General features: G+C 36.4%; 12 protein-coding genes and 1 tRNA gene. 7 read left to right on the top strand and 6 right to left on the bottom strand.

What is annotated here, in order from left to right:
* Nucleotides 1-40: 40 nt before the first annotated feature.
* The 5 genes from AC0L6O_RS19645 to AC0L6O_RS19625 form a co-directional block, all read right to left on the bottom strand.
* A complete protein-coding gene (locus tag AC0L6O_RS19645; protein ID WP_473304785.1) occupies nucleotides 41-637 on the bottom strand; it encodes a hypothetical protein in 597 nt (198 codons plus the stop codon).
* A gap of 7 nt (nucleotides 638-644) precedes the next feature.
* Nucleotides 645-1916, bottom strand: coding sequence for an adenylosuccinate synthase (locus AC0L6O_RS19640; protein ID WP_473304783.1), 1272 nt, complete (start codon nucleotides 1914-1916; stop codon nucleotides 645-647).
* A gap of 40 nt (nucleotides 1917-1956) precedes the next feature.
* Complete coding sequence (locus tag AC0L6O_RS19635) at nucleotides 1957-2421, bottom strand: Fur family transcriptional regulator (RefSeq protein ID WP_341228231.1); 465 nt, start codon at nucleotides 2419-2421, stop codon at nucleotides 1957-1959.
* A 75-nt stretch (nucleotides 2422-2496) separates the two neighbouring features.
* The gene (locus tag AC0L6O_RS19630; RefSeq protein WP_473304781.1) at nucleotides 2497-3030 is read right to left on the bottom strand and encodes a hypothetical protein; all 534 of its coding nucleotides are present in this window, start codon (nucleotides 3028-3030) and stop codon (nucleotides 2497-2499) included.
* Nucleotides 3031-3067: 37 nt separating this feature from the next.
* A complete protein-coding gene (locus AC0L6O_RS19625; protein WP_473304779.1) occupies nucleotides 3068-5323 on the bottom strand; it encodes a RelA/SpoT family protein in 2256 nt (751 codons plus the stop codon).
* Between the two features lie 181 nt (nucleotides 5324-5504).
* On the opposite strand from AC0L6O_RS19625, the gene AC0L6O_RS19620 reads away from it, so the two are divergent.
* The 6 genes from AC0L6O_RS19620 to AC0L6O_RS19595 all read left to right on the top strand — a co-directional run bounded on the left by AC0L6O_RS19620 (nucleotide 5505) and on the right by AC0L6O_RS19595 (nucleotide 10519).
* A tRNA-Leu gene (locus tag AC0L6O_RS19620) sits at nucleotides 5505-5586 on the top strand.
* Nucleotides 5587-5658: 72 nt separating this feature from the next.
* Nucleotides 5659-7005: a trigger factor gene (locus tag AC0L6O_RS19615; protein WP_473304777.1), complete on the top strand. Its 1347-nt coding sequence runs from the start codon at nucleotides 5659-5661 to the stop codon at nucleotides 7003-7005.
* 124 nt (nucleotides 7006-7129) lie between these two features.
* A complete protein-coding gene (locus tag AC0L6O_RS19610) occupies nucleotides 7130-7798 on the top strand; it encodes an ATP-dependent Clp protease proteolytic subunit (protein ID WP_341228235.1) in 669 nt (222 codons plus the stop codon).
* 110 nt (nucleotides 7799-7908) lie between these two features.
* Nucleotides 7909-9177, top strand: coding sequence for an ATP-dependent Clp protease ATP-binding subunit ClpX (gene clpX, locus AC0L6O_RS19605; protein ID WP_473304775.1), 1269 nt, complete (start codon nucleotides 7909-7911; stop codon nucleotides 9175-9177).
* 59 nt (nucleotides 9178-9236) lie between these two features.
* Nucleotides 9237-9800 (top strand): hypothetical protein, encoded by a 564-nt coding sequence (locus AC0L6O_RS19600; RefSeq protein WP_473304774.1) that lies wholly within the window; start codon nucleotides 9237-9239, stop codon nucleotides 9798-9800.
* Nucleotides 9797-10519: an alpha/beta fold hydrolase gene (locus tag AC0L6O_RS19595; protein WP_473304773.1), complete on the top strand. Its 723-nt coding sequence runs from the start codon at nucleotides 9797-9799 to the stop codon at nucleotides 10517-10519. Before AC0L6O_RS19600 ends, AC0L6O_RS19595 begins: the two co-directional genes overlap by 4 nt.
* On the opposite strand, the gene xerD is transcribed toward AC0L6O_RS19595, so the two are convergent.
* Nucleotides 10516-11346 carry a site-specific tyrosine recombinase XerD gene (gene xerD, locus AC0L6O_RS19590; RefSeq protein WP_473304771.1) on the bottom strand — a complete coding sequence of 277 codons (831 nt, stop codon included), beginning with the start codon at nucleotides 11344-11346 and terminating at the stop codon, nucleotides 10516-10518. The genes AC0L6O_RS19595 and xerD overlap by 4 nt on opposite strands.
* A gap of 170 nt (nucleotides 11347-11516) precedes the next feature.
* Between xerD and AC0L6O_RS19585 the strand changes: the two genes are divergently transcribed.
* Nucleotides 11517-12290 carry a hypothetical protein gene (locus tag AC0L6O_RS19585; protein WP_473304769.1) on the top strand — a complete coding sequence of 258 codons (774 nt, stop codon included), beginning with the start codon at nucleotides 11517-11519 and terminating at the stop codon, nucleotides 12288-12290.
* The last annotated feature ends 5 nt before the right edge of the window (nucleotides 12291-12295 follow it).

Below are 12295 nucleotides of genomic sequence, written 5' to 3'. Positions count from 1 at the left end.
TGAAAAAAAGGGAGTGAGTTTTTTGAGGAACTAGTGAATACTAGTTTCCGTAAAGGCTTTTGAGGTTTTCCCAAAGCATCCTTTTCTCGTTGTTTTTGTTAAGACTAATGTCTTTGAGATTAGCAGTGTGTAGAAAGTTGATATTCTTTATCTCCTTTAAAGTATAAGGGGCTAACCTAAGTTTTGGTAAGAAATCACCGCCGGCCTCTTCACCTAAAAACAAGATAGACTGAATGCTGTTATTATAAATAATCTCCTTGAAATCGGGATTGTCATATTTTAAAGTATCCAGTAGGTCAACTTTTGCTAATGACATATTAAGAGCCATGAGTACTTTGACTAAAAAGTCTCTTTCCTCTGCAGTAATCCCTTTTAGAACTACCAAGTGCGGCGTACTCATTTTGAATGGTACTGCTTCCTCCGAACTTACTTCTGGAGTCTTGACTTCTTTATGAGGTTGAGGTTGAGGTTGAGGTTGAGGTGCTTCCACCTCAACCCTCTCCTTTATCGTATTATTAGACGCAGCTTTCTGTTCAACTTTTACTGGCTTCTTATCTGTGTTCTCAGTTTCAGAAATACTCGTGTTTATATAGAGTGTTTCGTTATGGAAAAGATAATTTGCCAGATTTTTGTCCATTGAAAGCTTATCGTTTTATAGTTGCTGTTCTGTCAGGGCTAGTAGATACATAAGTGATACCAACACCTACTTTATCTTCAATATATTTTACGTAGTCCTTAAGTTCTTGAGGTAATTTTTCAAAATCCGTGATGCCTTCTAAAGAGCAATCCCATCCTTTTACTGTTTCGTAAACAGGAGTTACCGTTTCGTCACAAAGGTCATATGGCATTTGCTCGGTTACTGTTCCGTCTGCTAATTTATAACCTACGCATACTTCCAGTTCCTTAAAAATATTTAATACGTCAGCTTTCATCATGACTAACTGCGTAACTCCATTAAGCATTACGGTGTATTTAAGAGCAGGAATGTCTAACCAGCCACATCTTCTAGGACGACCAGTAGTAGCTCCAAACTCATTACCTTCTTTACGCATCAATTCACCTGTAGCATCTTCTAGTTCGGTAGGGAAAGGGCCGCTACCCACTCTTGTGCAATATGCTTTGAAAATACCATATACTTCGCCAATTTTTCCAGGAGCCACACCTAATCCGGCACAAACACCAGATGCTGTGGTAGAAGAACTAGTTACAAAAGGATATGAACCAAAGTCAACATCTAGAAGAGAGCCTTGAGCACCTTCTGCTAACACTTTTTCTCCGTCTTCTAAGTGTTTGTTTACAGTGTATTCGGTTTCTGTTATTTTGAATGTTTTCAAGAATTTACAAGCCTCAAAGAATACTTTTTCAGCTTCTTCTAAAGCTTCAATTTCAAATTCCAAGAAGCTTAATTGTTGCTTATGTTTATCAACTAACTTATTATACTTGTCCTTGAAAGAGGGCGATAAAATATCACCAACTCTAAGACCATGACGACCTACTTTGTCGGTATATGTTGGGCCAATTCCTTTTAAAGTTGAGCCTATTTTGTTTACACCTTTTGCTTTTTCCTGAGCTGCATCTAATAACCTATGTGTAGGAATAATGATGGAAGCTTTGGTAGAGATGATAAGATTTTGAGTCAAATCCATCGCAAATTTCTCCGTAAGGCTACTGATTTCTTTTTTGAAAATAACAGGGTCTAATACCACACCATTTCCAATGATGTTGTTACAGTCTTTTCTAAATACTCCAGATGGAATTTGATGTAAAACGTGTTTTATTCCGTCAAACTCTAATGTGTGACCTGCGTTAGGTCCACCTTGAAATCTGGCAACCACTTTGTAGTTTGGAGCCAATACATCTACTATTTTTCCTTTTCCTTCGTCACCCCACTGTAAACCCAATAATATATCTACCATACTAAATATCTAAGACGCTAAAATTTATTTTGATTTCTTTTTAAACTGTTTTGTTTTCGCAATTTTCCTTTTTGCAGTTGCCATAAAATATTAAGGAATGATGCATCACATCAAACTTTAAGGCACTACCTACCATTGTTTGAATATTCTGGATTCTAGGGTCACAGAACTCTTCTACTTTATGGCAGTCTAAACAAATAAGGTGGTCGTGCTGTCTTGAACCAAAAGCTTTCTCGTACTGAGCTAAGTTTTTGCCAAACTGGTGTTTGGTAACCAAGTCACATTCCACTAAAAGGTCAAGGGTGTTATAAACGGTGGCTCTGCTAACCTGATACTTCTTGTTTTTCATGGAGATGTATAAGTCATCTACATCAAAATGGTCGGTACGGCTATAGATTTCTTCCAATATCGCAAAGCGTTCCGGAGTTCGGCGAAGCTGCTTGTTCTCCAAAAAGGCAAGAAAGATTTGTTTTGCAGAATCAAAATTTGAATTATTTGGATTCATTTTTTTTGGTTATGTTCACTCAAGAAAATTACCCACAAATTTACCTATTTATATGGGCAAACCATGTCCTTTTTGTCAAAAGTTAGCGGTAAGTCCTACTCCACCAGAATTGCTGATACCTAAATTGAGTTTAAAAGAGGTTTCTTTCTTCTTAAGATTTTTTACAAGGTCTTGATTATACCAATTAGTAGCATTGGCTTTAGTTTCGTTTGCAGACTCCACTAAGCAGAGCCCGGTCACAAAAAGTGCAAGGCCACCGAGAAGTTTTGGGAGACTTCTTACCACATACGGATATTCAATACCGTCTTCTACATAAACCATAGGAACACCCTTTATGGCGTCATAGCCTAGATAGATTCCGCCTGCGGAGATTATTGGACCAGCAGGTAATATAATGTTAGCTATTTTATTTTTTTTATACCATTTACTGCTTCCTAGAAGGAGTGAACTGAATTTGTCTTTTTTTAGCTTGATGCCATTTCTGTAAACATCTGTTTGCATGAAATTTCTTTCTGCACTTAGCGTGTCTACATATACTGCTTTTTCTCCTTGGCTAAAACCGGTGATTGAAATTAAGATGAAAGAAGCAAGCAAAAGTGCTTTGGGCATGAGCCTATCAGTTTTTTTGTCAAAAGTACATTAAAATTTAATTTTCAGAGTTTCGGACTCGGCTTACTTTATCCATGTCTTTAATCTTAGAGAGCTTTCTAACCAGCTTTTCCATGTGCTTTGTGTCAAAAACAAATACTTTAATCTCCCCTTGAAAAACACCATGTTCTGTGTTAACATTAAGACCTCTCATGTTAATATGGAGTTCTTCAGAAATAACCTTAGAAATATCCTGAATCATACCTACTCGGTCTACCCCCTTTAATTCAATAGTGGCCAAATATGCCTTCTCCACCTGAGATGACCATTGAGCTTTAATTACTCTATTGCCATAGGAAGAAAGCAATTGTTGGGAGTTTGGGCAGTTCGTCCTATGTACTTTTATACCCTCGTTCACTGTTAAAAAACCAAATACATCATCTCCAGGTATAGGATTACAGCACTGAGATAAAGTATAGTCTAGTTTTTGTAAATCATCACCAATTAATAGGGAGTCATTACCTTTTGATTTTTTAATAGCCCTTTCAAAACTCTTAGCACTGGTGAAAGCATCGTCTTCAATGTTGTTTTTAAGTCTGATGTTTGCCTGGGCTTCCCTTTCAGATTTAAACCTTCTTAGTTTATCTGGTAAAATATATCCTTTGCCAAAAGAGTAATAAAGGTCGTTGTAGTCCTTCTTATTGAAATAAGCTCTTAACTGATTCATAGTTTCTAGGGTGTTTTCTAGCCCCATGATTTTCAGTTTTTTGATAATTATTTCTTTACCATCTGTAATGTAAGTTTTGTTTTCTTCTTTAAGAGCCTCTTTTATTCTTCCTTTGGCTTTTGAAGTAACCACAAATCTTAACCAATCTTCAGAAGGTTTCTGATTTTTAGTGGTCAATATTTCCACTTGGTCGCCATTTCTCAAAACATGAGAAATAGGGTGGAGGTGTCCGTTTACTTTACCTGCGGTACATTTACTTCCTATTTCTGTATGAATTTCATAAGCAAAATCAAGTACAGTAGCTCCTTTTCTTAAAACCTTGAGGTCACCCTTTGGAGAAAAAGCGAATACCTCTTCATTGTATAAGTTTCCACGGAAATCTTCCACGAATTCCATAGCAGAGTTATCCTTAGATTCTAAGGTTTCTCTTACTTGGTTAATCCAAAGGTCTAATGGTTTGTTAAGGTTGGTGTTGGCTCCTTTATACTTCCAGTGTGCAGCATATCCTCTTTCTGCCACGTCATCCATTCTTTCTGTACGTATCTGTACTTCTACCCAGGCTCCAGTATGACTCATTACAGTAGTGTGTAATGATTCGTATCCATTTGACCGTGGTGTCGAAATCCAATCTTTTAATCGGTCTGGGTTTGGTCTGTATTCATCCGTTACAATACTGTAAGCCTGCCAGCAGGCGGCTTTCTCTTTATCTAGTTTTTCAACAGGCATGCCTTTTAGGATAATCCTAATAGCAAAAAGGTCATAAATATTTTCAAAAGAGGTTCCTTGTTTTTTTATTTTATTGGCAATGGAAAATATATGCTTTGGCCTTCCTTTAATGAAGAAATCAATGTTGGAATCTTTCAACCTTCTGGAAATAGGTTCCATGAAAGTTTCAATAAACTCTTCTCTTTTTTTCTTCGAAGATTTAAGTTTCTGAGCTATGGTCTTATAGATGTCTGGCTCATTATATTTTAGGTATAAATCTTCTAATTCAGATTTTATTTGATAAAGCCCTAGGCGGTGAGCCAATGGGGCATATATGTAAATAGTTTCGTGGGCTATTTTGAGCTGAGAGTTTCTAGCCATACTCTTCAGCGTTCGCATATTATGCAGCCTATCTGCTAGTTTTATCAATATTACTCTCACGTCTTCAGAGAGAGTCAATAGCATTTTTCTGAAGTTCTCCGCTTGTGCAGATTGGCTTTGCTCAAAATTTTCGGCTATTTTAGTTAGCCCATCTATAATTCGCCTGACCTTCGGCCCAAAGTCTTTTTCTATATCATCCAGCGTGAGCTCAGTATCCTCTACCACATCATGCAAGAGTGCACAAATAATGGATGTAGGTCCTAAACCAATTTCTTGAATGCATATGAGAGCCACCTCTAAAGGATGATATATATAAGGTTCGCCTGATTTTCGACGCATTTCCTTATGTGCCTCCATAGAGATGTTAAAGGCTTTTCTGATTTGCACTTTATCGTCTCCCTGTAAATAAGGTTGTGCCTCTTTAAGAATAGCCCTATAGCGTATCTTAATTTCCTTTTTCTCTGCTTCGGAATAGTATTCCTTTTCGTTAACCTTTGCCACGTTGAAAGCTTTTTCTTAAAACATAATAATATGATAATCAAAAATAGACATCTCTTGTTTATATAACCAGTAGATTACTCCAGAAATAAATTTTGTATTTTTTTTATTAAGAGTGTTTGCGAATTTGAAAATCTATTTTACCTTTGCAGCCCGATTGAAACACAAAGATTTCAAAAAGGATGCGGGCGTGGCGGAACTGGTAGACGTGCTAGACTTAGGATCTAGTGCCGCAAGGCGTGGGGGTTCGAAACCCTCCGCCCGTACATTCAACCCTCTAACCTTTCCGGCTAGAGGGTTTTTTTATTTATTATTATTCCAAAAAATTAGCTCCTTAAATGGAAACAACATTTGACAAATCTTCTTCTACAGATGCTCGCTTGAAAATTGTTATTGCTGAAGGCGATTACAAACCAGATGTAGATAAAAAACTTAAAGAGTACGCTAAGACCGCTAATGTAAAAGGTTTTAGACCTGGTCATGTTCCTATTGGTTATGTTAAGAAGCTTTATGGTAAAAGTGTCTTGGTAGATACTGTTATCAATAAAGTGAGCGAAGGTGTTAATACTTACATCAAAGACAATAAACTTAAGGTAGTAGGTGATCCTATTCCTGATAATGAGTCTTATACTATCGATTGGGATAATGATGTAGATTATACTTTTGAATACGAGGTTGGTTTAGCTTCTGACTTTGAAGTTGATTTATCAAAATTACCTGCTATTGAAAGCTACGTAATAGAGCCGGCTAAAGAGCAAGTTGACCAAGCGGTTGAAGATATTCAGAAAAGAAACGGTGTTGATTCTGAGCCAGAGGAGTCTGAAATAGGCGACTTATTGTTTGGAACGCTTCGTCAGGAGTCTTCTGAATTTGAAGCTCAGTCAGGAATTCCGACAGACAAATTGAAAAAAGATACTCAAAAATTATTCGTAGGTCTTGAGAAAGGGTCTAAGTTAACTTTTGATGTTCAAAGTCTTTTTGAGACAGATAAAGATTTAGGTTTTGCTACTGGAAAATCTGATGAAGAAGCAGCTTCTTTGACTGGTACCTTTGAATATGAGGTTACTAAAATTTCAAGAGTTGCACCAGCAGAAATTAACCAAGAGCTTTTTGACAAGGCTTTAGGAGAAGGAAAAGCTACTACAGTAGAAGAGTTTAGAGCAGGTTTAACTGAAATTATCAAAGATAATTACAACAGAGAAGCAGCTTATTTATTAGATTTTGATATTGAGAAGACGCTTAACGAAAGCATCAAAATTGATTTACCAGACGCATTTTTAAAGAAATGGTTGTTCCAAGCAAACGACGGTAAGTTTACTGAAGAACAAATTGAAAATGACTACGATGCATTTGCAAGAGGTTTGAGATTAGATTTAATCAAAGCTGATATAGCGGAGAAAAATGAAATCAAAATTGAATATGCTGATGTTTTGGAAGAAGTGAAATCTGAAATTAGAAACTATTTCGGAAACCAAGGATATGGTGGAATGGATGAGTTTGTAGAGCAGATGGCTAAGAAGCAGTTAGACGAAAACAAAGATGGAGCTTTCAGAAACTATTACAATAAAGCTTTTGGTAAGGCTGTAGTAGCTTTCGCTAGAGAAAAAGTAACTATCAACAGCAAAACTGTTAAGGTAGAAGAGTTTAATGACATTGCTAAAGCAAAATATGACGCTGTAGCATAAGTCTTTTAAAATAGTATGGAGAAAAAGTCGAAGCGAGAGCTTCGGCTTTTTTTGATTTACGAACCCACTACATAACTTTTTTGTTTATTTGTGACAGAAGAAGAAAAGATTAAAAAAAGATAATATGCATTTCGGAGAAGAATTTAGAAAATATGCAGTCCATCATAGAGGACTAAGTGGTAACACTGTTGATGATTACCTAAAACATAGTGTGAACAATATGACTGCCAACATCATTGAGGAGCGTCCTATGCGTTTTGCTGCCATAGATGTTTTTTCAAGATTGATAATGGACAGGATTATTTTTTTAGGAACGGCTATTGATGACCAAATCGCGAATATTGTGGTGGCTCAATTGCTTTTTTTAGAGTCAGTAGATTCTCAAAAAGATATTTTGATGTACATAAACAGTCCTGGAGGCTCTGTGTATGCAGGTCTTGGTATGTATGATACCATGCAGTATGTAAGGCCAGAGGTGGCTACTATCTGTACTTCATTAGCGGCTTCTATGGGGGCAGTGCTTTTAGCGGGTGGAGCAGCTGGAAAACGTTCTGCACTACCACATGCAAGAGTTATGATTCACCAACCTAGCGGTGGAGCTCAAGGGCAGTCTAGCGATATGGAAATATCTGTAAAGCAAATTATAGAATTGAGAAAAGAGCTTTACGATATTTTAGCTCACCATACTGGCAAAACTTTCAAGCAAATTGAGAAAGACTCTGATAGAGATTATTGGATGAAGGCTGAAGTAGCTAAAGAGTATGGCCTAATTGACGAGATATTAACGCGTTAATAATTTAACGTAATTTTATAGGCTGGTAACGTTGCTATTTATAATGTTGCCAGCCTTATTAATTTGACTGCGGGGAAAACTGTATCTTTGCAAAAAAACGAATATTTTAAATGGCATATAAAGAGGCCTTTTGCTCTTTTTGCGGACGCAAAAAAAATGAAGTAGACTTGCTCTTGTCAGGAACTGAAGGGCATATCTGCAACCACTGCATAGTTCAAGGGAACGATTTAGTTCAGCAAGAACTTTTTGGAGTTAATACTTTTGAGGGAGAGAAGAAAAAGAAGAAGAAAAAGTCTGAGTTGCCAAAGTTTGATTTAAGACCTCCTAAGGAGCTTAAAAAATACCTTGACGATTATGTTATAGGACAAGACGAAGCTAAAAAAGTACTTAGTGTGGCGGTGTATAACCACTACAAAAGATTGATGCAGCCAAAGGCCAAAGATGATGTGACTATAGAAAAGTCAAACATTATCATGGTAGGAGAGACTGGTACTGGAAAAACTTTCTTGGCCAGAACTATTTCTAAAATGCTTCAAGTTCCTTTCGCTATTGCTGATGCCACTGTTCTTACGGAGGCTGGTTATGTAGGAGAAGATGTTGAAAGTATTTTAAGTAGATTACTTCAGGCAGCCGACTATAATATAGAACTAGCCGAAAGAGGTATAGTTTATATTGACGAATTAGATAAAATTGCTAGAAAGTCTGACAACCCATCAATCACTAGAGATGTGAGTGGAGAAGGCGTTCAGCAAGGTTTATTAAAGCTTTTAGAAGGTTCTATAGTAAGTGTGCCACCTCAGGGAGGAAGAAAGCACCCAGAGCAAAAAATGGAGCAAATTAACACAGAGAATATTTTATTTATCTGTGGAGGTGCTTTTGACGGTATAGACAGGCATATTTCTAAAAGAATAAACAAACAGCCTATCGGTTTTTCTACTGATAAGAAGTTAGATTCTGTTTGGGAAAAAGAGAATATGCTTCGTTTTGTAACGCAGCAAGATTTAAAGTCTTTTGGTCTTATTCCTGAGTTGATTGGGCGTTTACCTTTATTGACTTATTTAAATCCATTAGATAAGGATACACTTAAGAAGATTCTTTTAGAGCCTAAAAACTCCCTGGTAAAGCAGTATAAAAAACTGTTTGCTATGGAAGATATCAATATCATTTTTGAAGATGAGGCTTTAGACTTTATCGTTGACCAAGCGGTTATTTTTAAATTAGGTGCTAGAGGTTTACGCTCTATTTGCGAAGCAATCTTGACAGATGCAATGTTTGAGTTACCTTCAGAGAAGGATGTCAAAGAATTTGTTTTGACATTAGATTATGCAAAGCAAAAATTTGAAGGTTCTTCATATTATGAAATGAAATTAGTGGCTTAGTATATCATTAATTTAAAATTAAGCGTTGGGTAGAGTAACATTTATCTGACGCTTTTTTTATGTCCTTTCCTAAAATTATTCATTTGTTCGGTCTTTTACTTTTTATATCTGGCTGCCGCTCAAATTATGCTTTTTTGTATGATTCTTTCCCAACTTATGAGAAAAAGGTAAAATCGAAAAAGCTCAATACTTCTTTTGAAAACGAGGTGAAAGCAAGCTCTTTTAAACTTGAAGTAGAAAAGCCAAGCTTTGATTACAAAATCAAGGCTCTGCCTAAATACTTTCCGCCTGTTAAGGTCAAAGATTCACAAGTACTGATTCCTGCAATTAAAGACATTTCTTCTTCTGAAAAGTCTAAAAAGGAGGTAATAAAGCAAGACCCAGTTCAAAGAGCAAAAGAAAAGAAGAAACGAAAAAGGCGAAAGTTTTGGCGTCAAATAGGTAGTAATCTATTCATTGGTGCCTTTTTTTTAGGAGTAGCCATCGTTTTAACATTGGTTCATTTGCAGAGTTTAGCAGCTTTATTTGGTTTGGCATCAATTTTATTTCTATTTTTTGGTCTTAAAAAGCTTTTCAAAAAGCGAAGACAAAGAATTAGAAATCCTTTTCAGAAGAAAAAATGAAAGTAGTATTACTGCATGGCTTTGGTGAAAATCCAGACATATGGGAAAGTTTTGTGAAAAAACTTCCTGACAATTATGAGTTTATATCTTTAGATTATTCAAAAATAGCTTTCTGTCAGACAATTGACCAGTATGCTCAATGGGTGCATACTGAAATAGAGGAACGTAAGATTACCAGGTTTGTGCTTATTGGACATTCTATGGGTGGTTATATTTCATTGGCCTACGCAGAAAAACATTCGGAGTACCTCGCTGGGCTAGGACTTTTTCATTCTACTGCTTATGCCGATTCTGAGGATAAAAAGAAGAATAGGGATAAAACCATGGCTTTTATTAACAGACGTGGCACAGCAGCTTTTATAGAAGGCTTTTTGCCTAATATGTATAATGAAGATTTTGTTAGGAAGAACGGTGTTTTTATTCGTCAACAATTAGACGACAATAAAAAGCTACCTAAAGAGGCACTTGTACAGGCTACAGAGGCTATGAAAAACAGACCTGATAGAACAGAGGTGTTAAAGAAACTGAAGGTTCCGGTTATGTTTATTGTAGGAAAGAAAGACTTGTTTATTCCTTTTGAAGACGCTATAACGCAGGTAGGGATGTTACAAAATCCATATGTGCTTATTCTGGCTCATGTCGCTCATGCAGGTATGAAAGAAAGTCCTGATAGCTGTGCTGGTCTTACTTCAGACTTTTTGGAAGTTTGTTTTGATTAGGACCTAGGGTGAAACTGCTCTATGGTTTGTCTCAAATAGGCTTTATCTAGGTGTGTGTAAATTTCTGTAGTAGTTATGGATGCATGACCAAGCATATCTTGAACGGCTCTTAAATCAGCTCCACCTTCTATCAAGTGTGTTGCAAAACTATGACGGAATGTATGTGGTGAAACTTTTTTCTTGATGCCTGCTTTTTGAGCTAAGTCTTTAAGAATGATGAAAACCATAACTCGTGATAGTTTTTGCCCTCTTCTGTTAAGGAAAAGGAAGTCTTCATGACCATCTTTAATGATTAGTTGATTTCTGGTGGTTTCTAGATATATGTTAGCATACTTTATGGCTTCTAGACCAATAGGGACTAGTCTGGTTTTATTTCCTTTTCCAGTGATTGTTATAAACCCATCATCAAAATGACAGTTGCTAATTTGAAGTTCTATCAATTCTGATACACGGAGGCCGCAGCTATATAAGGTTTCAATGATAGCTCTATTTCTAGTTCCTTCCTCTTTAGAGTGGTCTATGCATTGAATTAGCTTCTCTATTTCATGGAAATGAAGTACTTCTGGAATTTTTCGAGTAGTTTTTGGGCTTTCAATTAACTCTGTAGGGTCTGTTATAAGGTGGTCTTCCAGTAATAAAAACTTGTAAAAAGCTTTCCAGCCACTTAGAATTCGGCTTTGACTGTTTGGTGAAAGTCCTATATCGTTAAGTTCTTTAATGATTTCCGAAATTTCGCTATCTGTTATAGTTAATGGGGAATTGGATTCAGCGTAATTCTGAAGTTTCAAAACATCACGTTCATAAGCGAGAACACTGTTTTCAGACAATGATCTCTCAAGTTTTAGATAGTCTTTGAACTCTCTAAGATAAAATTTCCAAGAATTTAAATCTTTTTCAACCACTGTGCGTTAATATGTCACGACCTAAACTTAGATATTTTTTTTTGTTTAGGTGTTTTTATCTTTAAAATCTATATTTACTATCCTATTAGAGACCTATGAGGAAAAGCTACTTTAAGATTTTACTTCTTGTTTGCCTAGGCACCATATCGGCGTTTAGTCAAAGGAAAACAGAGGCCACTGAGGAATCGGCTTTGGATGACTCCAAGTTTTTGGGATATGGTGTTACCACGAATACTCATTCTGGTTTACTAGGGGGCTTGGTTTTTAGAAGTTCTACTCCAGTTTCTCAAAGAGGAAATTTACCAGTTCACAGATATATAGCTTTAGAGTTAGTAAATGTTAAGCATCCGAAGGAGTATCAGAATCCAACAGCCATAGGGAGTAAGTTTATTTATGGCAAGACTAATTACTTTTTTGTAATTAGACCAGAGTATGGGCGAGAGTGGTATTTGTTTAAAAAGAATGGTGATAACAGTATAGGATTAAGTGGTGTTTTAGCGGCAGGTCCTTCTTTGGGTATTGAAAAACCATATTATATTAAGTACGGTAGAGCTAGGGAGCAAAGTGTTGTCACTGTTTATGACCCTGATATTCACACCGACCTTAGTCAAATAACAGGAGCCGCTAGTATATGGCAAGGCTTTTTAAATAATGCCAAGTTAAATCCAGGTCTTCACGTTAAAGCGGCTTTGAATATTGACATGAGTACGTTTGGAGATAATGTAACAGGCTTTGAATTGGGGACTACGCTAGAGTTCTTTGGAAGACGACCTGAAATTATTTCTTCAAAACTTTCTACAAATCCCCAAGCCTTTGCATCTGCTTACCTAACTTTGTATTTGGGTAGTAAGAAATCGAAAAAGAAATAAATCTC

The sequence above is a fragment of the Arcticibacterium sp. GJ41-1 genome, from assembly GCF_055808875.1.
Note: the sequence above shows the minus strand (reverse complement) of the source record. Positions and strands in the feature narration are given on the sequence as shown.

Excerpts from the sequence above, each read along its gene's own strand:
- AC0L6O_RS19610 (WP_341228235.1), top strand. The coding sequence starts at position 7,130 with ATGCATTTCGGAGAAGAATTTAGAAAATATGCAGTCCATCATAGAGGA.
- AC0L6O_RS19600 (WP_473304774.1), top strand. The coding sequence starts at position 9,237 with ATGTCCTTTCCTAAAATTATTCATTTGTTCGGTCTTTTACTTTTTATA.
- AC0L6O_RS19645 (WP_473304785.1), bottom strand. The coding sequence starts at position 637 with ATGGACAAAAATCTGGCAAATTATCTTTTCCATAACGAAACACTCTAT.
- AC0L6O_RS19585 (WP_473304769.1), top strand. The coding sequence starts at position 11,517 with ATGAGGAAAAGCTACTTTAAGATTTTACTTCTTGTTTGCCTAGGCACC.
- clpX (WP_473304775.1), top strand. The coding sequence starts at position 7,909 with ATGGCATATAAAGAGGCCTTTTGCTCTTTTTGCGGACGCAAAAAAAAT.
- AC0L6O_RS19595 (WP_473304773.1), top strand. The coding sequence starts at position 9,797 with ATGAAAGTAGTATTACTGCATGGCTTTGGTGAAAATCCAGACATATGG.
- AC0L6O_RS19615 (WP_473304777.1), top strand. The coding sequence starts at position 5,659 with ATGGAAACAACATTTGACAAATCTTCTTCTACAGATGCTCGCTTGAAA.
- AC0L6O_RS19640 (WP_473304783.1), bottom strand. The coding sequence starts at position 1,916 with ATGGTAGATATATTATTGGGTTTACAGTGGGGTGACGAAGGAAAAGGA.
- AC0L6O_RS19635 (WP_341228231.1), bottom strand. The coding sequence starts at position 2,421 with ATGAATCCAAATAATTCAAATTTTGATTCTGCAAAACAAATCTTTCTT.
- AC0L6O_RS19630 (WP_473304781.1), bottom strand. The coding sequence starts at position 3,030 with ATGCCCAAAGCACTTTTGCTTGCTTCTTTCATCTTAATTTCAATCACC.